The sequence below is a fragment of the Acinetobacter lwoffii genome (assembly GCF_015602705.1).
In the GTDB taxonomy this organism is placed as follows: domain Bacteria; phylum Pseudomonadota; class Gammaproteobacteria; order Pseudomonadales; family Moraxellaceae; genus Acinetobacter; species Acinetobacter lwoffii_E.
On the sequence record NZ_CP059081.1, the window covers coordinates 132,393 to 157,158 of the forward strand.

A 24,766-nucleotide genomic window follows, 5' to 3' on the forward strand; every position below is an offset into this window, starting at 1 on the left:
AATTGATATGGCTAAACTTTCAAATTGAGGTAAAGTTATAAATGAATACATCGGTAAAAATAATCTCTGTGGATGGTGATGTTTGGCGTTTTTCAAAGACAAATAAAAAAATAATTCTAAAAAAGGGGGCAAAGCTTCAGGTGAAAGATGTATTGCATCTTTCAGAAGAAAGTAGTGTCGTGTTGCAGCTTTCAAATGGCCGAGTTGTTGAAATTCATGGTAAAGATTTAATCAATAATGACGGCAATTTTAGCCTCAATTCTTTGCTAGGTGAACCAAACTCGGATCTAGATAAAATTGTAAATTTTGCAAAATCATTTCAGCAAATGAATGATACAGAACAACAAAATGATGTTGTTCGTTTGGATGATGGTCGAGTATTTAAAAAAGAAGGTAAAGATTATGTTGAAATTGCGGGAGAGTCCTTTGATGGCGATCCTGATGTAACTCAAGGTGGTCATCGTTTTGTTCAACTTACTCGTGTGGGCGAAACATCTGTCGCCGACGGTATAAAACCGTTAATGCTGAATCGAGTGTTAGATAATATTCCGCCTTTAGGAATTGAGTACCCAATATTATCTTCAGTTATCAAACCATTTGAGCATGGTTTGGGTGGTGGTAGTTGGACACCTTTGTCTCCATTTGCACCTACACCGAACACACCACCTGTTGCAAGCGATGACACCTACAACACCGCATTCAACACGCCAGTTGCGTTGGATCCATTGGCAAATGATACCGATGCAGATGGCAACCCATTGACCATCACCGCGATCAATGGCGTAACCTTGACCCCGGGCACCGCACAACAAATCAACACCCCGAACGGTGTGGTGAACATCGATGCCCAAGGCAACATCACCTTCACACCGAACGCAGGCTTTACAGGTCAAGAAAGCTTCAGCTACAGCATCAGCGATGGCCAAGGCGGCAGCGCAACTGCGACTGAAACCATCAACGTTTCAGCAGCACCAAACACGCCAAACGATGACCGTCCAACGGCATTGGTGAATAGTGACAGCAAATACGAAGGTAATACGCTGGTACATGATGTTGCGTTAAGCAATGCAAGTGACACAGCGACTGATATCGTAGTGAAGCTGAATCCGACAGGCAGTAACGCCATTGAAGCCAGTGACATATCGCAAGTATTTGTTACAGTTGATGGTGGTGCGACATGGACAGAAATTCCAGTAGCGACTGCACTATCAGCGACAGGCTTTACGGTATCGCATCCGGCAAATGAAACAGCGGGCAAGGTACAAATCCGAGTCGTGAGTAGTCAGGACAGCGTACTGGAAGGACCTGAAAGCTATGAAATCAGTGTACAGACACCAAAACAGGTAGCAGACAGTAGCACAGGCACAGGCACAGGTACGATAGTAGATGATGGTTCGACCATTACGCCACCGACACCAGTCACGCCACCTGTTACACCGCCAACCACGCCACCGACAGCACCGAATGGCAACACGTCAAACGATGACCGTCCAACGGCATTGGTGAATAGTGACAGCAAATACGAAGGTAATACGCTGGTACATGATGTTGCGTTAAGCAATGCAAGTGACACAGCGACTGATATCGTAGTGAAGCTGAATCCGACAGGCAGTAACGCCATTGAAGCCAGTGACATATCGCAAGTATTTGTTACAGTTGATGGTGGTGCGACATGGACAGAAATTCCAGTAGCGACTGCACTATCAGCGACAGGCTTTACGGTATCGCATCCGGCAAATGAAACAGCTGGCAAGGTACAAATCCGAGTCGTGAGTAGTCAGGACAGCGTACTGGAAGGACCTGAAAGCTATGAAATCAGTGTACAGACACCAAAACAGGTAGCAGACAGTAGCTCAGGCACAGGCACAGGTACGATAGTAGATGATGGTTCGACCATTACGCCACCGACACCAGTCACGCCACCTGTTACACCGCCAACCACGCCACCGACAGCACCGAATGGCAACACGCCAAACGATGACCGTCCAACGGCATTGGTGAATAGTGACAGCAAATACGAAGGTAATACGCTGGTACATGATGTTGCGTTAAGCAATGCAAGTGACACAGCGACTGATATCGTAGTGAAGCTGAATCCGACAGGCAGTAACGCCATTGAAGCCAGTGACATATCGCAAGTATTTGTTACAGTTGATGGTGGTGCGACATGGACAGAAATTCCAGTAGCGACTGCACTATCAGCGACAGGCTTTACGGTATCGCATCCGGCAAATGAAACAGCGGGCAAGGTACAAATCCGAGTCGTGAGTAGTCAGGACAGCGTACTGGAAGGACCTGAAAGCTATGAAATCAGTGTACAGACACCAAAACAGGTAGCAGACAGTAGCTCAGGCACAGGCACAGGTACGATAGTAGATGATGGTTCGACCATTACGCCACCGACACCAGTCACGCCACCTGTTACACCGCCAACCACGCCACCGACAGCACCGAATGGCAACACGTCAAACGATGACCGTCCAACGGCAGTTGTGAATAGTGACAGCAAATACGAAGGTAATACGCTGGTACATGATGTTGCGTTAAGCAATGCAAGTGACACAGCGACTGATATCGTAGTGAAGCTGAATCCGACAGGCAGTAACGCCATTGAAGCCAGTGACATATCGCAAGTATTTGTTACAGTTGATGGTGGTGCGACATGGACAGAAATTCCAGTAGCGACTGCACTATCAGCGACAGGCTTTACGGTATCGCATCCGGCAAATGAAACAGCGGGCAAGGTACAAATCCGAGTCGTGAGTAGTCAGGACAGCGTACTGGAAGGACCTGAAAGCTATGAAATCAGTGTACAGACACCAAAACAGGTAGCAGACAGTAGCTCAGGCACAGGCACAGGTACGATAGTAGATGATGGTTCGACCATTACGCCACCGACACCAGTAACGCCACCAGTTACACCGCCAACCACGCCACCGACAGCACCGAATGGCAACACGTCAAACGATGACCGTCCAACGGCATTGGTGAATAGTGACAGCAAATACGAAGGTAATACGCTGGTACATGATGTTGCGTTAAGCAATGCAAGTGACACAGCGACTGATATCGTAGTGAAGCTGAATCCGACAGGCAGTAACGCCATTGAAGCCAGTGACATATCGCAAGTATTTGTTACAGTTGATGGTGGTGCGACATGGACAGAAATTCCAGTAGCGACTGCACTATCAGCGACAGGCTTTACGGTATCGCATCCGGCAAATGAAACAGCTGGCAAGGTACAAATCCGAGTCGTGAGTAGTCAGGACACCGTACTGGAAGGACCTGAAACCTATGAAATCAGTGTACAGACACCAAAACAGGTAGCAGACAGCAGCTCAGGCACAGGCACAGGTACGATTGTTGATGATGGTTCGACCATTACGCCACCGACACCAGTAACGCCACCAGTTACACCGCCGACCACGCCACCGACTGCACCGGATGGCAACACGCCAAACGATGACCGTCCGACGGCAATAGTGAATAGTGACAGCAAATACGAAGGTAATACGCTGGTACATGATGTAGCGTTAAGCAATGCAAGTGACACAGCGACTAATATCGTAGTGAAGCTGAATCCGACAGGCAGTAACGCCATTGAAGCCAGTGACATATCGCAAGTATTTGTTACAGTTGATGGCGGCACGACGTGGACACCAGTGAGTGTTGCGGACGCATTGGCTGGGTTTACGGTATCGCATCCGGCAAATGAAACAGCTGGCAAGGTACAAATCCGTGTAGTGAGTGCGCAGGACACCGTACTGGAAGGACCTGAAACCTATGAAATCAGTGTACAGACACCAAAACAGGTAGCAGACAGCAGCTCAGGCACAGGCACAGGTACGATTGTTGATGATGGTTCGACCATTACGCCACCGACACCAGTAACGCCACCAGTTACACCGCCGACCACGCCACCGACTGCACCGGATGGCAACACGCCAAACGATGACCGTCCGACGGCAATAGTGAATAGTGACAGCAAATACGAAGGTAATACGCTGGTACATGATGTAGCGTTAAGCAATGCAAGTGACACAGCGACTAATATCGTAGTGAAGCTGAATCCGACAGGCAGTAACGCCATTGAAGCCAGTGACATATCGCAAGTATTTGTTACAGTTGATGGCGGCACGACGTGGACACCAGTGAGTGTTGCGGACGCATTGGCTGGGTTTACGGTATCGCATCCGGCAAATGAAACAGCTGGCAAGGTACAAATCCGTGTAGTGAGTGCGCAGGACACCGTACTGGAAGGACCTGAAACCTATGAAATCAGTGTACAGACACCAAAACAGGTAGCAGACAGCAGCTCAGGCACAGGCACAGGTACGATTGTTGATGATGGTTCGACCATTACGCCACCGACACCAGTAACGCCACCAGTTACACCGCCAACCACGCCACCGACTGCACCGAATGGCAACACGCCAAACGATGACCGTCCGACGGCAATAGTGAATAGTGACAGCAAATACGAAGGTAATACGCTGGTACATGATGTAGCGTTAAGCAATGCAAGTGACACAGCGACTAATATCGTAGTGAAGCTGACACCAAACGGTACCAATGCAATCGAAAGCGGTGACATCAGCGGCGTGTTCTACACCGTAGATGGCGGCACGACGTGGACACCAGTGAGTGTTGCGGACGCATTGGCTGGGTTTACGGTATCGCATCCGGCAAATGAAACAGCTGGCAAGGTACAAATCCGTGTAGTGAGTGCGCAGGACACCGTACTGGAAGGACCTGAAACCTATGAAATCAGTGTACAGACACCAAAACAGGTAGCAGACAGCAGCTCAGGCACAGGCACAGGTACGATTGTTGATGATGGTTCGACCATTACGCCACCGACACCAGTAACGCCACCAGTTACACCGCCAACCACGCCACCGACTGCACCGAATGGCAACACGCCAAACGATGACCGTCCGACGGCAATAGTGAATAGTGACAGCAAATACGAAGGTAATACGCTGGTACATGATGTAGCGTTAAGCAATGCAAGTGACACAGCGACTAATATCGTAGTGAAGCTGACACCAAACGGTACCAATGCAATCGAAAGCGGTGACATCAGCGGCGTGTTCTACACCGTAGATGGCGGCACGACGTGGACACCAGTGAGTGTTGCGGACGCATTGGCTGGGTTTACGGTATCGCATCCGGCAAATGAAACAGCTGGCAAGGTACAAATCCGTGTAGTGAGTGCGCAGGACACCGTACTGGAAGGACCTGAAACCTATGAAATCAGTGTACAGACACCAAAACAGGTAGCAGACAGCAGCTCAGGCACAGGCACAGGTACGATTGTTGATGATGGTTCGACCATTACGCCACCGACACCAGTAACGCCACCAGTTACACCGCCGACCACGCCACCGACTGCACCGGATGGCAACACGCCAAACGATGACCGTCCGACGGCAATAGTGAATAGTGACAGCAAATACGAAGGTAATACGCTGGTACATGATGTAGCGTTAAGCAATGCAAGTGACACAGCGACTAATATCGTAGTGAAGCTGACACCAAACGGTACCAATGCAATCGAAAGCGGTGACATCAGCGGCGTGTTCTACACCGTAGATGGCGGCACGACGTGGACACCAGTGAGTGTTGCGGACGCATTGGCTGGGTTTACGGTATCGCATCCGGCAAATGAAACAGCTGGCAAGGTACAAATCCGTGTAGTGAGTGCGCAGGACACCGTACTGGAAGGACCTGAAACCTATGAAATCAGTGTACAGACACCAAAACAGGTAGCAGACAGCAGCTCAGGCACAGGCACAGGTACGATTGTTGATGATGGTTCGACCATTACGCCACCGACACCAGTAACGCCACCAGTTACACCGCCGACCACGCCACCGACTGCACCGGATGGCAACACGCCAAACGATGACCGTCCGACGGCAATAGTGAATAGTGACAGCAAATACGAAGGTAATACGCTGGTACATGATGTAGCGTTAAGCAATGCAAGTGACACAGCGACTAATATCGTAGTGAAGCTGAATCCGACAGGCAGTAACGCCATTGAAGCCAGTGACATATCGCAAGTATTTGTTACAGTTGATGGCGGCACGACGTGGACACCAGTGAGTGTTGCGGACGCATTGGCTGGGTTTACGGTATCGCATCCGGCAAATGAAACAGCTGGCAAGGTACAAATCCGTGTAGTGAGTGCGCAGGACACCGTACTGGAAGGACCTGAAACCTATGAAATCAGTGTACAGACACCAAAACAGGTAGCAGACAGCAGCTCAGGCACAGGCACAGGTACGATTGTTGATGATGGTTCGACCATTACGCCACCGACACCAGTAACGCCACCAGTTACACCGCCGACCACGCCACCGACTGCACCGGATGGCAACACGCCAAACGATGACCGTCCGACGGCAATAGTGAATAGTGACAGCAAATACGAAGGTAATACGCTGGTACATGATGTAGCGTTAAGCAATGCAAGTGACACAGCGACTAATATCGTAGTGAAGCTGAATCCGACAGGCAGTAACGCCATTGAAGCCAGTGACATATCGCAAGTATTTGTTACAGTTGATGGCGGCACGACGTGGACACCAGTGAGTGTTGCGGACGCATTGGCTGGGTTTACGGTATCGCATCCGGCAAATGAAACAGCTGGCAAGGTACAAATCCGTGTAGTGAGTGCGCAGGACACCGTACTGGAAGGACCTGAAAGCTATGAAATCAGTGTACAGACACCAAAACAGGTAGCAGACAGCAGCTCAGGCACAGGCACAGGTACGATTGTTGATGATGGTTCGACCATTACGCCACCGACACCAGTAACGCCACCAGTTACACCGCCGACCACGCCACCGACTGCACCGGATGGCAACACGCCAAACGATGACCGTCCGACGGCAATAGTGAATAGTGACAGCAAATACGAAGGTAATACGCTGGTACATGATGTAGCGTTAAGCAATGCAAGTGACACAGCGACTAATATCGTAGTGAAGCTGAATCCGACAGGCAGTAACGCCATTGAAGCCAGTGACATATCGCAAGTATTTGTTACAGTTGATGGCGGCACGACGTGGACACCAGTGAGTGTTGCGGACGCATTGGCTGGGTTTACGGTATCGCATCCGGCAAATGAAACAGCTGGCAAGGTACAAATCCGAGTCGTGAGTAGTCAGGACAGCGTACTGGAAGGACCTGAAACCTATGAAATCAGTGTACAGACACCAAAACAGGTAGCAGACAGCAGCTCAGGCACAGGCACAGGTACGATTGTTGATGATGGTTCGACCATTACGCCACCGACACCAGTAACGCCACCAGTTACACCGCCAACCACGCCACCGACTGCACCGAATGGCAACACGCCAAACGATGACCGTCCGACGGCAATAGTGAATAGTGACAGCAAATACGAAGGTAATACGCTGGTACATGATGTAGCGTTAAGCAATGCAAGTGACACAGCGACTAATATCGTAGTGAAGCTGACACCAAACGGTACCAATGCAATCGAAAGCGGTGACATCAGCGGCGTGTTCTACACCGTAGATGGCGGCACGACGTGGACACCAGTGAGTGTTGCGGACGCATTGGCTGGGTTTACGGTATCGCATCCGGCAAATGAAACAGCTGGCAAGGTACAAATCCGTGTAGTGAGTGCGCAGGACACCGTACTGGAAGGACCTGAAACCTATGAAATCAGTGTACAGACACCAAAACAGGTAGCAGACAGCAGCTCAGGCACAGGCACAGGTACGATTGTTGATGATGGTTCGACCATTACGCCACCGACACCAGTAACGCCACCAGTTACACCGCCAACCACGCCACCGACTGCACCGAATGGCAACACGCCAAACGATGACCGTCCGACGGCAATAGTGAATAGTGACAGCAAATACGAAGGTAATACGCTGGTACATGATGTAGCGTTAAGCAATGCAAGTGACACAGCGACTAATATCGTAGTGAAGCTGACACCAAACGGTACCAATGCAATCGAAAGCGGTGACATCAGCGGCGTGTTCTACACCGTAGATGGCGGCACGACGTGGACACCAGTGAGTGTTGCGGACGCATTGGCTGGGTTTACGGTATCGCATCCGGCAAATGAAACAGCTGGCAAGGTACAAATCCGTGTAGTGAGTGCGCAGGACACCGTACTGGAAGGACCTGAAACCTATGAAATCAGTGTACAGACACCAAAACAGGTAGCAGACAGCAGCTCAGGCACAGGCACAGGTACGATTGTTGATGATGGTTCGACCATTACGCCACCGACACCAGTAACGCCACCAGTTACACCGCCGACCACGCCACCGACTGCACCGAATGGCAACACGCCAAACGATGACCGTCCGACAGCGACAGTGACAGGTGATACCAAAGTGGAAGGTTCTGTTCTGGTTCACAACGTAACGTTAAGTAATACCAGTGAGACCAACACCACAGTTAAGGTGACGTTAAGCAACGGTACAGGTGACACAGCGACGCTTAGCGGTGCAGGTGCGGACGTTGATTTGACCCCATCGCAAATTAATATCGTGATTGGTAGTACAACCAAGACACTTGCGACCCTGATTAGCGAAGGTAAGGCAACAGGCACAGGTAGTGACTTTACGCTGACCTTGACCCCGACAGAACAAGCAGGCGGTTTCCAGGTACGTATTAGCAGTATTGATGATACAGCCGTGGAATCTGATGAAAGTTATACAATAAGTGTAGCAACACCGAAACAGGTTGCTGGTGATGCGCCTGTAGGCACAAATAAAGGTACGATTACTGACAATGATGTCGCTGCTGTCCTAAATATTACTGGACCTGCAACGATAAACGAAGCAGCAGGTACTGCGACTTATACAGTCACATTATCTCCTTCAAGTACGTCTACGGTCACGGTGAACTTTGCAACAGCTAATAATGGTACTGCAACATCAGGTACGGATTACACATCGACATCAGGTACATTAACTTTTGCGCCGGGTGTAACAACGCAAACTATTACAGTACCGATTCTCAATGATCATACGATTGAATCTAATGAGAACTATACGATCTCTTTGAATACTCCAACCAATGCGACGATAGGCACAGGGAGTGTAACGACAACGATTATTGATGATGATGTTGCGCCTGTGGTTGATTTAGATGCGAATAATAGCTCTGGTGAAACAGGTGCTGATTACCGTACATCTTATACAGCAGGTAGTGGTGTTGCAGTATCAATCGGTGATACAGATGTTCGTGTTACAGATGCTAATGTGACTAATCCATCGCAGCAACATATCAAGAGTGCAACGGTTGAACTCACTAATGCACAGACAGGAGATGTGTTTACTTACGGTGTGATGCCATCAGGTATTACAGCGACTAAAGTGGGTAATACCATTACACTAACCAGTGCCTCAGGTTCAACCCTTGCAAACTTTGAAGCAGCGATTAAAGCAGTGACTTTTAAAGCGAGCGATACTACACCACATGAAACGGTAGAACGTATCATCAAAGTTAAGGTCACAGATATTGGCGATAACGTGAGCAATGAAGCAACAAGTAAAATTGTTGTCAATGTGATTCAAGCACCAGGTCAGCCAGGTGGTCCAACCAATGGTGATGATAATATTACTGGTGGTAATGGTGATGACATTATCGTGAGTGATGTGGGTGGTCTAGGTATGCCTGAACAGATCTCTGCGAAATACAATCTTGCCTTTATTATTGATGGGTCAGGTAGTATGGGATGGTCGATGGACTCTTTAAGTGGTGGGGCTACTTATAGCGGTAATACTCGTATGGAGATCTTAAAAGATGCACTAAGAGAGTATATCGGTGGCTACTTCATGGATGCCTTGGATGGCACACCAGGTAATGGTCTTATCAATCAAAATGTTGAGCTAAATATTGGTTTAATTCCATTTGGAACAGCAGCAGGAACGAGACAGACCATGCGTATCTCCTTAGTAGGAGGAGACACATGGGATAGTGTAAATAATAAAATCAATGCAGTTACTGGTTCTATTTTTACCAATTATGAAGCAGGTTTTAACTCAGCAATCCAATGGTTCCAGGGTTTAAATAATGCTTATACTGATGCCAGTGGTAGAGCAGTGAATGGTTATGTCAATATGACTTATTTCCTGACAGATGGTGACCCAAATCACAAGGGTACAGGTTCAGGCACATCTACAACAGTACCCGATGCTTTACTTTCTGCTCGGACTACGTTTGAAACACTCGTAAGTAAAACAGGGATTAATAGTTCTGTAAGTGCGATTGGTTTAGGTGCAGCAGCGAATAAGTCTTATCTATCATTATTTGATAATACTGTGAAAGGGGTGACAGATGGCTTTAGTGGTATAGATGGGTTAGCAGGACATACCATTGATGCAGGTACTGGCGAAGGTTGGCGTTCAACAGCTATTATTAGTACATCTCTAGCGACTTTTGAAACAGGACAAACAACTGGTTTAAATCCTCTTTCTGCATGGACTGCTTCGGGTGATGCCGTTGCTCCTGCGATCGTTACGACTTCAGTCAGAAATTATGCTACGGGCAACGCTAATCCTGATGGTAGTACAACAGTATCTTCTAAACGTCTTGAATTAGATGATGCGACACAAGCTAATGGTCAGGCAGCAGTTTATACCAGTGCATCCTTTACAGTAAACCAAAACAATGCTTATGCAGTGTTTGACTATAGTCATACAGGGTTTAATCGAGGTCCTGCGACGGTTGTGAATACTGAACAAGGTACAAGTAGCTCAGCATCCAATACAAACTTTTATTACAATAGTGATTTGTTTACTTGGACATTGCAAAAAGAGGTATCTCCTGGTGTATGGCTGGCTGTTGATACAGGTACCAATGCTGCGAGTACACGTGGAGAAACATCGAACGTACCAATGTCTTCACAATTCCTTGAGAATGGTAAAACTTACCGCTATATCTTTACTGTTGAAGATAAGACGACAGGTACTGATAACTACAAGGTCAGAATTGATAATATTCGTTTACATTATCCAGATAGTGGTACAGACACGATTACCAAAAATGTAGGTGAAGCTCGCACAGTGATGACAGGTCCAGAACTGGTTGAAGTACTGAAATCTGGTAGCGTTAAACCTAATCCAAACGGAGGTGGTAACGATACAGTGCATGGCGGTGCTGGGCATGACATCATTTTTGGTGATTCGATTAATACTGACTGGTTATCGTGGGCAGGTCGTGACATCTATGATGTCAATGCGCCAAACGGTTTGGGTTCGGGTATTGCAGCACTGGATAAATACTTGCAATCACATGGGTTTGCTACAGGTAGTGGCGGTACTGTTGAAAGTATAGATCGTTATAACTTTATTAAAGCCAATCATGCTGCTTTCAATGGCGATAGTATTAATGTCGGCGGTAACGATATCCTGTATGGTGATGCAGGTAATGATATTCTGTATGGTCAAGGCGGTATCGATACCTTATATGGTGGTGATGGTAATGACATTCTCTACGGTGGTAAAGGTAATGATGTGCTTTGGGGTAATGCAGGTGCTGATATTTTTGCATGGGCAGCCAAAGACATAGGCACAACCGCACTACCAGATACCGATACCATTAAGGATTTTAACAAAGCCGAAGGTGACAAGATCGATGCCAAAGCATTACTAAATGCTCTAGGTTGGACTTCTGGCTCATTAAGTGACTTTGTGAGTGTAACTGGTAATACTATTAACATTCATGATGTTGCTCGGACTCAAAGTGTCAATATCGTTGTCGAAAATCATAGCTTTAGCGACATCAGCGATATGATTACCAAAACTAATTTCCAGACCTAAATCTCAATTAGGGAGTGACCTCACTCCCTAATGTATTCAGTAATCTTTATGTATAAGATGGTAGCATCTTAAAAAACCTAAAAAATTTAAAACAAGGGGAAACCTGTGAAAGTATTAGCATTAACCAAAATGGCGAGCATGGTTGCATTTACAGCAGTTGCAATGACAGTATCTGCAGCAGATTTGACCTCGGTGACCAAAACTGCTATTGAAAATAACCCAGAAATACAAACACAATGGTTTAGCTTCCTTGAAGCAACAGCAAATCAAAAACAAGCACGCGCTGGCTATTTACCGTCGTTAGATTTGAATGCAGCTTACGGCAAAGGCAACCGTGAATTCGATGGTGATCGTGGTTGGTTTAATCAAGGTCAGGCAGAAATTGCATTAACTCAAGTTTTGTTCGATGGTTTTCGTATTAAAAGCAAAGTTGAACAAGGCGATTATGCTGCGCTAAAACGTTATTACGATTTGAATGCAGGTATTGAACAAAAAGCACTTGAAGCAACTCAAGCATATTTAGATGTACAGCGTTATCGCGAACTGGTTGGTTTGGCAGAAGGAAATTTTGCCAATCATCAACGTGTTTATAATCAAGTATTACAACGTACCAATCAGGGTGTAGGTAATAGAGCAGATTTGTCACAAATCACAGGTCGTTTATCACTTGCTCAAACCAACTTGATGACTGAACAAGCCAACTTAAATGATGTATCTGCACGTTTTGCACGAATTGTTGGGGTGGAGCCAAGTAGTAATCTTGCGCCAGTAAGTGTGAATGTGGCACTGCCAAACAACACACAAGAATTGATTACCTCTGCGTATAACAATAACAACAGCTTAAAAGCTGCGTTAAGTGAAATGCAATATGCGCGTGCGAGTGCTCAAGAATTTAAAGCCAATATGTACCCGAAACTTTCGTTTGTAGCGCGTACAGGTTTATATCAAAACCGTAATAGTTTTGATGAGCGTAGCAATCCCGATAACGATAAATACGGGCAAGATAGCGCAGTTGAATTAAGACTCAACTACAATCTATTTAATGGTTTTGCAGACAGAGCAGCCATGAATGCTGCCAATGCACGTGTTTCATTATCTAATGATTTGAAAAACAAAGCATGTGTCGATATTCGCCAAACATCAACTGTGGCTTATAACAATGTGAATAACTACAGCAGCCAGTTAGAATGGTTACAACGTCATCGTGATGAATCGGCTTCAGTTGTAAAAGCATATAACGATCAGTTTGATATTGGTCGTCGTACATTACTTGATGTTTTAGACTCGGAAAATGAAGCATTCCAAGCCAACCGTGCTTATGTAACTACGCAATATGACTTGAAAGTTGCACAATTCCAAACACTGTATAGCATGGGACAATTATTGCCTGCGCTCGGTATTCAACGTGATAATTTACCTGCTGTATCAGACGTGAGTCAGCGTGAAATTAATGCTGCAAATGTTTGTTCTGCGAATGTGCAAGCACAAGTGGCTGAATAATGATCTGATGAATTAAAAATAGGGTGCAACGTGCACCCTATTTTACTTGTAAATATACATTTTATATAAGAGAAGTTCTTGTTATTGAACAATTGGAAGCAATACATTAACTCATCTGCAAGTTTAAGTTCAAAAGAATCAAAATACATTTTGACCTATGGTGAATAAGTGACAACACAAATATTTGATCCTTTAGCGTTATGCCTCATTCGGGTCGCTAAAGATTATGAGGTAAGTATTACGCAAGAAGGGCTGCTTTCGGGTTTACCTTTGCCGAATGGCTTGCTGATTCCTGACTTTGTAGCACGTGCTGCAGATCGTGTGAGTTTAAGCAGTAATATAGTGCAGCAAGGTTTAGCACAGTTAAATCACTTTGTGTTTCCTGCAATTTTATTGTTAAAAAATAATACTGCGTGTGTGTTGTATCGAATTGATCATGAACAGCAACTAGCAACTGTTTATTTTCCAGAATTGGCCGATACCGTTAAACAAATTCCAATTGCGGAATTACAAGCGCAATATGCAGGTTCGGTGATTTATTTACAGCAACGTCAGTTTATTGTCGATAACAAACTGAAAATGGAAAAAAATCAGCAACACTGGTTTTGGCGTGTAATTCGTGAACACCGTTCAATTTATAAAGATATTTTGCTCGGTGCATTATTCATCAATATTTTCGCCTTATGTTCTCCATTTTTTGTCATGAACGTTTATGACCGAGTTGTACCAAATCATGCATTGGATACGTTATGGGTTTTGGCACTCGGCATCATGATTATTATTACCGCCGATTTTGTTTTAAAGTTAGGACGCAGTTATTTTGTCGATTTAGCTGCGACGCGTGCAGACAATAAACTATCTGCTTATATCATGGAAAAAGTGCTTGGTCGTCGCATGGAGCAGAATAATATGTCGGTTGGTATGACGGCATCAAATATTCAATCCTATGAATCGATTCGTTCATTTACCAGTTCATTGACTGTTGTTTCCTTAGTCGATCTGCCGTTTTTTGTATTGTTCCTTGCGGTCATTTGTATCATTTCATGGGTGTTTGTGATTCCGCTGCTCATTGCAGCATTTATCATTTTATTGCACGCGTTGTCAGTGCATGTCAATTTGAAAAAATTATCTGATGCGATGGCAGAAGCTTCACAACAACGTCAAGCCTTGTTAATTGAAACTTTAAACAATGAAGAAACCATTAAGAGTTTTAATGCTAACGGTCGTATGCAAGCTTTGTGGGAAAAAGCCACCCGTTTTACCGTGCATTATTCTGCAAAGTTACGTTTTTTGGGTGGAACGGTTGGAAACTTTGCGTCATGGGTTCAACAAACCGTTGGCGTGGTCATTATCATCATCGGGGTTTACTTGATTGTTGAAGGCAAGCTCACGCAAGGCGCACTCATTGCCTGTTATATGATTTCGACTCGTGCGTTGGCCCCAATTGCACAGGTTGCAGGCTTACTTACTCAATATTATCAAGCGTCAAGTGCATTAAATTTATTGAACAAAACAGTTGAAGCGGAACAAGAGCGAGAAAATCTAAAAGGTTGGGTCAGTCATACCAATCTTATTGGTAATATTGAATTTAAAAATGTCAGTTTGCGCTATCCGAATGATTCACGTTCAGCTTTGGAAGATATTACGTTATCGATTCGCGCAGGTGAAAAAGTGGCGATATTGGGTAAAGTCGGTTCTGGTAAAAGCTCGATTGAAAAAATATTATTGTCACTTTATCGACCTACAGAGGGTACGGTATTTATTGATCAAACCAATATTGCACAGATTGATCCTGCGGAATTACGCAACCAAATTGGTTATATTCCACAAGACATCGACTTATTGAATGGTACGGTGTTGTCGAATATTGTGTTGGGCAATCCACATGTCAGCCGAACGGTTTTGGAACAAAGTTTAGTCATTTCGGGTTTAGGGCAGATTCTAAAAGCACATGAAGATGGTTTGTCTTTGCAAGTCGGTGAGCGAGGGCACAAACTGTCGGGTGGGCAACGTCAAGCAATCGCAGTTGCACGTGCAATTGCTCAAAATGCGAAAATTTTGATTTTCGATGAGCCGACCAGTGCCATGGATACGCCATTGGAAAATCATGTGATTCATCATTTAAAACAATACATGACAGCCCAACACACCTTGATCTTGGTCACGCATAAACCTGCGTTATTGGCTTTGGTCGATCGAATTATCATTCTTGAAGATGGCAAAGTCATTGCAAATGGCGAGAAAGAAACTGTCTTGAAAGCGATGTTTCCTCAACAAGAAAAAACTGTAGGAGTAACGTCGTGAGCGAAGAACAAAATAAAACCAATCGCGAGAAATTATTTCAAGGTGTAGGTAAAAGTATCGAAAACTCTGAAAAGGTGATGAATCCTATTTTCGGTCGTTTGCGTTTATTTAAACAATATCAACCTGCCGATGCAAATGATTGGCAGCGACAGGTTAAGGAAGTCACACAATCACAAAAACCACTCAAGACACGAATGACCCTTTATATTATTGTGGTGACTTTTGTCTGCCTGTTGCTTTGGGCAGGTTTTGCCAAAGTCGATGAAATTACTCGTGGTGAAGGAAAAGTGATTCCATCTCAACAGATGCAAGTGATTCAATCGGTTGATGGTGGCGTGGTTGAAAAGGTGTATGTGCAGGAAGGTGAGCACGTCAAAAAAGGCGATCTATTGATTCGTATTGACCCGACACGGTTCACCTCAAATTTGAATGAAGTTAATGCCAAGATTTTTGCCTTGCAAACCAAAGTTAGACGTTTAAGTGCACAATTAAATGGCTCGGGCTATACCTCAGGCAGTGTCCCTGCGGGGGTTTCACCTGATGCAGCTGCAATCATTATGGCGCAAGAAAGCCAATATTATGCAGAAAGTCTGCGTGAACTGAGTCAAAGAACCATGACCAATCAAGGCACGGTTTCGACCCGTCAACAGGAGTCACAACGGGCGCAAGCTGCGCTCGGCCAAGCCGAAAGAGCATATCAAATTGCGGTGCGGGAGTTAAATACCACAAGACCGTTGTTAAAGACGGGTGCAGTGTCAGAAATGGATATTTTGCGCCTTGAACGTGACGTATCGAATGCCGATGGCGAACGCAAACAGGCGGCAGCGAATTTAAGAGCTACGCAGGCATCTATTGGGGAAGCGCAATCACGCACTTCTGAGGCTGCGGTGAGTTTAAAAAATCAATGGCGCAATGAACTGGCAGAAGCGCAAGCTCAGCTAGTGAGTTTAAAGGAAAGTATTTCAGGCGTGGCAGATCGAGTAAAAACCACAGATATTCGTTCACCGACCAATGGTATCGTGCAGAAAATTTTCTTTAATACCATCGGTGGGGTGGTGAAACCGAGTGATCAAGTCGCGGAAATCGTACCTTTAGATGGACAATTGATTGTTGAAGCAAAAGTGTCTCCGAAAGATATTGCTTTTGTACGACCAGATTTGCCTGCGGTGATTAAATTTACGGCCTATGATTTTTCAATCTATGGCGGAATGAATGCGAAAGTAAAACATATTAGCCCAGACACATTTACCGATGAAAAAGGCAATATGTTTTATATCGTCCGTGCAGTGACTGATAAACCAACGTTTGGTAAAGGATTATCCGTGATTCCCGGCATGACCGTTCAATTGGATATTATGACAGGGAAGAAAACTATTCTTTCTTATCTGCTTAAACCAATTCTTAAAGCGAAAAATAATGCCTTAACCGAACGTTAAGTCGAATAAAAACCGAAATCTCTTAAAATCCCTCTTTTGAAAAGAGGGATTTTTGATTTATAAAGTAAATTTTAAACGCGCGAAATTTACATTTTATTGAAGCAGATAAAAAATCTAAATTCATTTTTAGTTTTTTCCAGTGCCAAAATGTTGCACCCAATACGTTCGATGAGTTACATCATTTCGAACGCAGGTAATCGCATAATCTTTAAATTGGGGTTTCATTAAGTTATCGCAATGTCCGGGACTGAGCGCCAGCCAATTTTCTAAAACTTGTTTTAGGTTGCTTTGACCTGTTGCTAAATTTTCCCCACCACCACCTTTGTATCCTGTTTTTTTAATACGAGCTCTCAGATTTTCACCACTTCGACCGACATGACTTAAAATCTGACGTTGCGAAATATCCAGCGCATGTGCAGTTGAACTTGTTTGTAATTGATTATTCCATTTTAGCGAGTGGGTAGCAGAGTAAGCTATTTTTCCACATTGTTGCGGTTGATGCCGAATCACGTTAATGGCATTTAAAACGGCTTGCTGATATTGTGGATTTTTAATGTCATCACAAGAGATTTTGTCAAAAGAGGCTAAAGTCTGTTGAGGATTTTTTTGAGTGGGTATCGTTGTTGATTTTGCAATGGTTTTATTTGATTGATGCTGCAAAGGCTGTTGTGGTTGTGAATTTGAACATCCATGTAGTAAAAAGTATAGACTGCATATAAAAGAATGATAAGCAATATTTTTCATAGTGCACCTCTAGCAAATTTTTTTATTCATCAGATGTATTAGTTCAGACTTGATCGGACATAACTCTTGAAAAAGAGAAAGTTACCCATTTTGATAAAGGTGTCGAAATCTTAATCAAACAAAGGTAACTTTCTTATGTTGCATACTAACAATCAAATCATCAAACACAAAGTAGGCTTACTCAATTTAGCTGAAGAGCTTCAAAATGTTTCTAGAGCATGCAAAGTGATGGGTGTCTCTAGAGATACTTTTCATCGCTATCAGGAGCTAGTACAGTCTGGTGACATGGATGCATTGATCAATAAATCCCGTCGAGTACCTAATCTAAAAAATCGTGTAGATGATGCTACAGAACTAGCAGTCATTGATTTCGCAACTCAGTATCCAGCTTATGGGCAGCATCGTACTAGTAACGAATTACGCAAGAAGGGTGTATTTGTTTCAGGTAGCGGTGTTCGCTCTATTTGGTTACGCTATGATTTAGAGAACTTTAAGAAGCGTTTGAAAGCACTCGCAGCTAAAGTGGCACAGGATGGTATCGAATTAAATGATCATCAGATTGCTGCTGTTAGCGGCAGTGTAAAAATGACCCCCTAATGGCATTTAAAAACTGACCCCCTTGGTTAATATAGCGGTCATTTTGGACTGCTCAACATGTTAACTTTGGAGCAAGCAGTGACAATCCAAATACTTCATCAACAAGGTAAATCTATTAAAGCCATTAGTCGTGAACTGGGGGTGTCCAGAAATACCGTACGTAAATATTTACGGCAAAACACCACACCTCAGTATCAGCGTATACAGCCTAGAATAAGTATCCTTGACCCATATAAACCTTATTTACTCCAACGTGTAAACGCAGCTCATCCTGAATGGATTCCTGCTGTCGTGCTCTACCAGGAAATTTTAAGGTTGGGATATCCAGGAAAGATCAGGATCTTGAGGGAATATCTTGCAACATTAAAACCAGTTGCCAAACCGGAACCGATCATTCGTTTTGAAACCCAACCTGGCCAACAAATGCAGGTGGATTTCACCACGATTCGACGCAACAACACGACTTTGAAAGCCTTTGTCGCAACATTAGGGTATTCCAGAGCGACTTTCGTGAAATTTTATGATCATGAACGTACCGATGCATGGATCGATGGTCTGGAAAATGCATTTCAGTTCTTTGCAGGAGTACCTCAGGAAATCCTGTTTGATAACGCTAAAACGATCATGATTGAACGGGATGCCTATCAGGAGGGGCAGCATAAATGGAATCCCAAACTGCTCGACTGCGCCAAGAAATACAGCTTTCGTCCTCGCGTATGTAAGCCCTACCGTGCACAGACCAAAGGCAAAGTTGAACGCTTTAATGGATACCTCAAATCAAGCTTTATTGTGCCATTGAAAGCAAGCCTGAAGACTTCGGGTTTACTGTTAGATGTTGATGTCGCCAATGCCCACATTGGCCGGTGGCTGCATGAAACCGCCAATCAGCGGATTCATGCCACCACGCAAGAAAAACCGGCTGTTCGACTGCAACAGGAGCAGCAAAAATTTACGCCATTACCGCAATCAGATACAGGTTCTAGCACTGTACCTGTTGCAGCAGCACAGCATGTCATGCCCTACGAGAGTTTGCAGCATCCCTTATCGGTATATGATCAGTTGCTAGGAGTTTCCTGATGAATCTGCAATACGACCGTATAGAGCAGCTTTGCCAAAAGCTCAATCTGCCTGCCATCGCATCACAATGGTCACATCATGCACAACAAACATTAGGTCAAGATGGAAGTTATGCCGACTTTGTTGAAGCGATCTTGAGGCATGAATATGCTGCCAGGCAACAGCGCAGTCAGCAGGTACTGATGAAACTCTCAGGCCTGCCTCAAGTCAAAACCCTGGAAGACTATGATTTTAATTATGCCCTAGGGGCCCCTAAATCACAGGTGATTGAACTGTTCAATCTGAGCTTTATTGCTAGAGCAGAAAATGTGGTGTTTCTGGGGGCTAGCGGAGTAGGAAAAACGCACTTATCTATGGCATTAGACTATAAGGCCATCATAAACAATGTCAAAAGTCTTTGTTGCATAAATAAATTTCATCCCCATACATGTTAGATGAATACAGAATCAAAAAGCCGATACAAAACAACGAACTGGTCTGAGTACAATCAGGCTTTACGTCAACGGGGTGCTTTCACCATTTGGTTTGATCCCCAAATGCAATGGTCTGCAACACCTACTGGAAAAAAAGGATGTCAACCTATCTAGACTGATATAGCAATTCAATTTGCCCTGACGATACGAAACCTGTTCCAACTGGCTTTACGCCAAACACAAGGTTTCATTCAAAGCCTTTTTCAAATGGCTCACCTCGACTGGAATGTTCCAGACTTCTCAACATTGAGTCGGCGAGCAGATAAGCTCCAGCCACTTCTACATAAATCAGCAAAAAATCCACAGGAAGACTTGCATATTTTAGTTGATAGCACAGGGATCAAAGTTACAGGTGATGGGGAATGGGTGCGTAAAAAACATGGCGTAAACCAACATTGTCAATGGCTGAAATTACATCTTGCGACAGATGCAAACAGTGGAGAAATACAAGCGGTTGAAGTCACGACCTGCCAATATGGTGATGCTGAAATGCTCCAACCTCTTTTAGATCAAATTGATGAACCCATTGCATCTGTCACGGCTGATGGTGCTTATGACACAGTGAATTGTTATGATGCGATTTTGAAACGGCAAGCAAATGTAATTATCCCTCCTCGTTCCAATGCTGCTTTATGGGTAGAAAATGAAATTGGTAAAGCAAGGAATCATGCAGTACAAGGCTGTTGGGACAGGGGTCAAAAGCAGTGGAAACGAGATATTGGTTATCATCGACGATCCCGAATAGAGGCTAAAATGTTTGCCTTGAAACGACTTGGACAAGGTGTATCTAGTCGATGCTTTAATCGTCAGGTGGTTGACTTGCAAATAAGAGTCGATATTTTGAATAAATTTACTCAACTTGGTACAGCTAAAACGGTGGCTGTTGTATAAATATCTGAAGATTAGAACAACTCTACCTTTCGTCTATTTGTGCAACAAAGCCAAGGACAATATGAACTTGTGATGAATCCTGAATATGAAGATTTTAATTTAGAATTATTACAAGACTATTGGCAATTTAATGAAATTGAAAAGCACCAGTTCACTTATTCTGTAAAAAAATTAGTGGAAAAATATGATATTAGTTCATCTGCAAAATTGGAAAGAATCGTTAAACACAGTGGACATTTAAAATATACGGGAATAAAAAACTGCAAAAAGTGCTATTTCGATTATGAAATTTTTATACGTAAAGACATAGGCTTTAAAGATTGGAAGAATTACAAGAGAGAATTAGAATGCTATGACTGCCGTAGACGCTCTGTACAAAATTACATGAACAAATATCTCAATGAGTTTAAATTGTGTATTCCAACATTGTCAGATGAGCCAATAGATTCACCGAAGCAGCAGCTCAGTTACTTAGAAAAAATAGTTCTGTATGTTATGCTCAGCAAAATTAAGATTGGCACAGACAATGTTTTGCCATAACATGAGTGGCGTTCATTTGTTGAACTCGAAGCCAATGGTGCTGGTGATCTTGTAAAAAGAATATTTGAAAAAGGCTATCTTTTTAAAACAAATGAATTTGACGAATTTATACAAAAACAAGCTGATTTGCGCCAGCTACATTCAGATTGTAGACAATATTTGAATGAAAATATAACGCATGAAATTCAAACTTACTTAGCCTTAAATTTTAAGGCAGACATAAATCTTGTGATTCCTGAATGCTACGATTACCTAGAGCAGTGGACCTTTGGGCTGTATGAGGAAATTATGGGTTCAAAAGTTTATATCAAAGACTTCAAGGAAATTGGAAAATATATAAAAAATAAAAGATTAAATGAAGTGTATGCCTTGCTTGATTTTGTTCGCCAATAAAAAAAATCCCTGTAAAGAAAAATAATGCTTTGGAATTGGATTTAATGCGGATGCTTCTTAAATATGATTTACAGCATATTTTGAGCTTGTTTTGGTATCAGTCGAAATTTGTAGGTGATCGGTTACGCACCTTAGAGCTATCCGGTGATGAAAACGCTAGGTTTATTAAAGATACTGTTTTTGCTAAGAAAATATCGACTTATTTAGATTATTTAGACCATAAAGATGAAAAACCTAAGTATCCGAGGAATCTTCCTGGAAATTGGACGTATTCCGAGATTGAGCTGTTTGTTAGTGCCCAATTATTGGCAACTATGAAAAGTGGGAAAAGTATACGCCTAGCGAAATCTTGGCTTTGTGGGAAGAGACAAGAGGAATTGAGCTTGAGAACGCAAGCGCTTGATTGCTAAATTTTGATTTTTCAAATAGCGAGGTAAATTTTTTCATTCCAAGAAAATTACAGTTAACCCCTTATGGAGGACTTTAGCTAAGTTATTAGCATCCCAATTAGTCAATCGGATACAACCATGCGATGCTGTTTTAGAAATTAAGGCGGGATTTGGCGTACCATGAATCCCAAAAGAAGGTCGAGATAAACCAATCCAAATATTTCCTACAGGGTTGTTGGGTCCTGGGGGGAGGCTTAAGGGCTTAAGATTTTTGCCTTGAATAAAATTCTTAGGGTTATAACTATAATGTGGATTGAACACGATACTGCCGATGGCATGCGTGCCAGTGGGTGAGGGATTATCTTCGCTCCCGATCGTTGCAGGAAAAGATGCAATGATCTTATTTTGTCGATTAAGCAAATATAATTGTTTAGAACCTTTGTGTGCAATAATGCTTTGCACATTATTTGGCAAAACATTTATTACATTTGCGACAATAATCTTTTCACCGACTTTATTAAAATTTGCGCCTGAATTAATTTTTTGTAGAAACAATTCATCCATATGGAATTTTTCACCGAGCATTTCGGTCACACGAGTGTAATACAAGCCCTTCATTCTTGATTGTTCAGCATAATCTACAGGGATCGATTGAGCATAAGGAACTTTTAAGTCTTGTGTGGTAATGGTGTACTTAATAAACGTCGGTTGAGTCGTATCTTCATTTAAAAGCTGCCAAGTATTTGCGTCTAAGATTCCGTCACCACTTAAACCCTTCATAATCTGAAAAGCGGAAATGGCTTTCACAGTATTTAGGCCCAATATGCCATCAATTGCACCTGAGGATGAGTAATGGCGACTCAACAGCACTTGTAACTTTGCGTAAACAGGAAGATAGCCTTTTTCAAGATTGTCCGACCACTCCGCTTTATTTAGATTATCTAAAGACCATGTGTCGGCTTGGTTTAACAGTGCTAAATTGTTTAGATTGTTAGTGGTAGGAGGAAGTGATTTTTGTGGTTCAGCTGCAAGAGTATAAGTCGAAAAAATATACATACTACTCAGGCAAATAACTAAAAAGCGACTCAACATAACGACTAACCCCCAAACTAATTTTATTGATCAAAATAACTGCACTCATATTTTAAATAAAGTTGATAATTTAAAAATGTATATAAAATGCGGCTTTGTAACAATTTTAACTCTGTACACGACAAATTTCATAGGGCCCTTGTCCTATCAGGCTTTTTCTTTCTTAAAATTGCTAGCACTTTCTTAAATTCTTCTTTTTTCCCAAAACCAATCAAACGTAGAATAGCCATTTGAACATGGTCCAAACCGTAGCGAAATAAACTTACTGAAAGTCGTCCATGCTTCTTTATTTTTATCGCTTTTTTTCGATCATGTTGCCATTCACCTGTTAAATAGCACCAACAGAAACCGATAGCTAGCACTGCTATCAATTTCTTGACTCGTCTAGGGTCTGTTAAACGAGTATTTTCAAGATTGAATCCACGTCCTTTGAGACAACTAAATAAGGTTTCGATTTCCCAGCGTAATGCATAATCACGAATAGCTGAAGCATTCAACATAGGAGAAACAACAAGTAAAAGTTCTCCATCTTCTAATCGTAGCGCACTAATATACAGTTTCACTCGACCAACCCAAATACGTCGTTTACGACATTCAGTTTGACCAACTTGAAGATGACGAAATAAATCACTAGGTGGTGTTTCAAAAAGTATGCTGGCGTTAAACAAATCCGTTATTAAGGTAAAAGAAAGTCAAATCAAAGGCTTTAAAATGATTTTCGAGCTTTTTAGAAAAGTTGCAACTTCTCCTAAATCCACGCCTGATTCGATGACGAATTCTACAATTGTTACCTTCAATACCGACGGTAAAAAACTTACCGATCACTTGCTTGCAACATTGAAATGCTGTAATAAAACTATCCCAATGATCACTCGCAATTCGAGCATATTGAACCCCAAGCTTTTTAAGTCTAGCTTTAAGACGTTGAACCGTTGCTAAATCCCGCTTACCCCAAACATAAGCAACAATTTCTCCAGATTCTCGATGGTAGGCATAAATAAGCCATTGTTTATTTTTCTTATTCCCTACAAAAGTCCAAAGTTCATCGACTTCAAGACATTCGTAGTGGCTTTGTTTAGGCTGAATCTGATAGATCGATTCACTTAAGGTTCGTAATACCTTGCCAATGCTGATACGCTCGACTTCAGCAATATCTCTTACACCGCTTCCTCTGATCATTAAATGTAATATCTTGCCGGTAATACCTGAGTTACACCCTTGATAGCTTAATGCATGAGCACCAATAAACTGACGTTTGCAATCTTTGCATTGATGGTTTTGTTTCCCATCTACTTTGATGCCATTTCTCTTTATATTGTTACTTAGACAGGTAGGACATTTGATTTGTAGCGTTATTTTCATACCTCTATTTTATCAAAAGCCATATTGTTTTTTTCAGCATACTTTTTGAAACACCACCAAATAAGAACGGGTGTTTAGCTTCAAATAAGAATATCTGTCCATTTAATAAGAATATGCAATTAATGCAATTTTGAAAAATCTAA

General features: G+C 43.3%; 11 protein-coding genes and 4 pseudogenes. 11 read left to right on the top strand and 4 right to left on the bottom strand.

The window, feature by feature from the left end:
* Positions 1-140: 140 nt before the first annotated feature.
* The 4 genes from H0S56_RS00580 (at position 141) to H0S56_RS00595 (ending at position 17,065) form a co-directional block, all read left to right on the top strand.
* The gene (locus H0S56_RS00580; RefSeq protein WP_195725427.1) at positions 141-11,825 is read left to right on the top strand and encodes a Calx-beta domain-containing protein; all 11,685 of its coding nucleotides are present in this window, start codon (positions 141-143) and stop codon (positions 11,823-11,825) included.
* Positions 11,826-11,930: 105 nt separating this feature from the next.
* On the top strand, positions 11,931-13,325 hold the full coding sequence (locus tag H0S56_RS00585) for a TolC family outer membrane protein (protein ID WP_195725428.1): 1,395 nt from the start codon (positions 11,931-11,933) through the stop codon (positions 13,323-13,325).
* A gap of 168 nt (positions 13,326-13,493) precedes the next feature.
* Positions 13,494-15,629, top strand: coding sequence for a type I secretion system permease/ATPase (locus H0S56_RS00590; RefSeq protein ID WP_195725429.1), 2,136 nt, complete (start codon positions 13,494-13,496; stop codon positions 15,627-15,629).
* Positions 15,626-17,065, top strand: coding sequence for an HlyD family type I secretion periplasmic adaptor subunit (locus H0S56_RS00595; RefSeq protein ID WP_004732699.1), 1,440 nt, complete (start codon positions 15,626-15,628; stop codon positions 17,063-17,065). The genes H0S56_RS00590 and H0S56_RS00595 overlap by 4 nt, the downstream gene beginning before the upstream one ends.
* A 126-nt stretch (positions 17,066-17,191) precedes the next feature.
* On the opposite strand, the gene H0S56_RS00600 is transcribed toward H0S56_RS00595, so the two are convergent.
* Entirely contained in the window at positions 17,192-17,809 is a 618-nt protein-coding gene (locus tag H0S56_RS00600; RefSeq protein ID WP_004644818.1) for a CAP domain-containing protein, read from the bottom strand.
* A gap of 135 nt (positions 17,810-17,944) precedes the next feature.
* On the opposite strand from H0S56_RS00600, the pseudogene H0S56_RS00605 reads away from it, so the two are divergent.
* The 7 genes and pseudogenes from H0S56_RS00605 to H0S56_RS00630 all read left to right on the top strand — a co-directional run.
* Positions 17,945-18,379 (top strand): annotated as a pseudogene (locus tag H0S56_RS00605) (helix-turn-helix domain-containing protein); the annotation flags it as partial.
* 84 nt (positions 18,380-18,463) lie between these two features.
* Complete coding sequence (gene istA / locus H0S56_RS00610) at positions 18,464-19,483, top strand: IS21-like element ISAba8 family transposase (protein ID WP_004669933.1); 1,020 nt, start codon at positions 18,464-18,466, stop codon at positions 19,481-19,483.
* Positions 19,483-19,875, top strand: a pseudogene (gene istB, locus H0S56_RS00615) (IS21-like element ISAba8 family helper ATPase IstB); the annotation flags it as partial. The gene istA and the pseudogene istB, both read left to right, overlap by 1 nt.
* A 42-nt stretch (positions 19,876-19,917) precedes the next feature.
* Positions 19,918-20,847 (top strand): annotated as a pseudogene (locus H0S56_RS00620) (IS5 family transposase).
* A gap of 69 nt (positions 20,848-20,916) precedes the next feature.
* Complete coding sequence (locus H0S56_RS14240) at positions 20,917-21,387, top strand: hypothetical protein (RefSeq protein WP_227554907.1); 471 nt, start codon at positions 20,917-20,919, stop codon at positions 21,385-21,387.
* Positions 21,388-21,546: 159 nt separating this feature from the next.
* Positions 21,547-21,780 carry a hypothetical protein gene (locus tag H0S56_RS14245; protein ID WP_227554909.1) on the top strand — a complete coding sequence of 78 codons (234 nt, stop codon included), beginning with the start codon at positions 21,547-21,549 and terminating at the stop codon, positions 21,778-21,780.
* 29 nt (positions 21,781-21,809) lie between these two features.
* A complete protein-coding gene (locus H0S56_RS00630; RefSeq protein WP_227554911.1) occupies positions 21,810-22,190 on the top strand; it encodes a hypothetical protein in 381 nt (126 codons plus the stop codon).
* Positions 22,191-22,223: 33 nt separating this feature from the next.
* Here the strand turns inward: H0S56_RS00630 and H0S56_RS00635 are convergent, their stop codons facing one another.
* From H0S56_RS00635 to H0S56_RS00645, 3 genes and pseudogenes are all read right to left on the bottom strand, one after another.
* Positions 22,224-23,261 carry a L,D-transpeptidase family protein gene (locus tag H0S56_RS00635; protein WP_005249581.1) on the bottom strand — a complete coding sequence of 346 codons (1,038 nt, stop codon included), beginning with the start codon at positions 23,259-23,261 and terminating at the stop codon, positions 22,224-22,226.
* A 128-nt stretch (positions 23,262-23,389) separates the two neighbouring features.
* Positions 23,390-23,893 (bottom strand): annotated as a pseudogene (locus tag H0S56_RS00640) (IS4-like element ISAba33 family transposase); the annotation flags it as partial.
* Positions 23,894-23,921: 28 nt separating this feature from the next.
* A complete protein-coding gene (locus H0S56_RS00645; protein ID WP_005401920.1) occupies positions 23,922-24,623 on the bottom strand; it encodes an IS1 family transposase in 702 nt (233 codons plus the stop codon).
* Positions 24,624-24,766: the final 143 nt, after the last annotated feature.

What these genes read in the sequence shown, in the direction of transcription:
- H0S56_RS00600 (WP_004644818.1), bottom strand. Translation starts at nt 17,809, where the DNA reads ATGAAAAATATTGCTTATCATTCTTTTATATGCAGTCTATACTTTTTA.
- istA (WP_004669933.1), top strand. Translation starts at nt 18,464, where the DNA reads ATGTTAACTTTGGAGCAAGCAGTGACAATCCAAATACTTCATCAACAA.
- H0S56_RS00635 (WP_005249581.1), bottom strand. Translation starts at nt 23,261, where the DNA reads ATGTTGAGTCGCTTTTTAGTTATTTGCCTGAGTAGTATGTATATTTTT.
- H0S56_RS00645 (WP_005401920.1), bottom strand. Translation starts at nt 24,623, where the DNA reads ATGAAAATAACGCTACAAATCAAATGTCCTACCTGTCTAAGTAACAAT.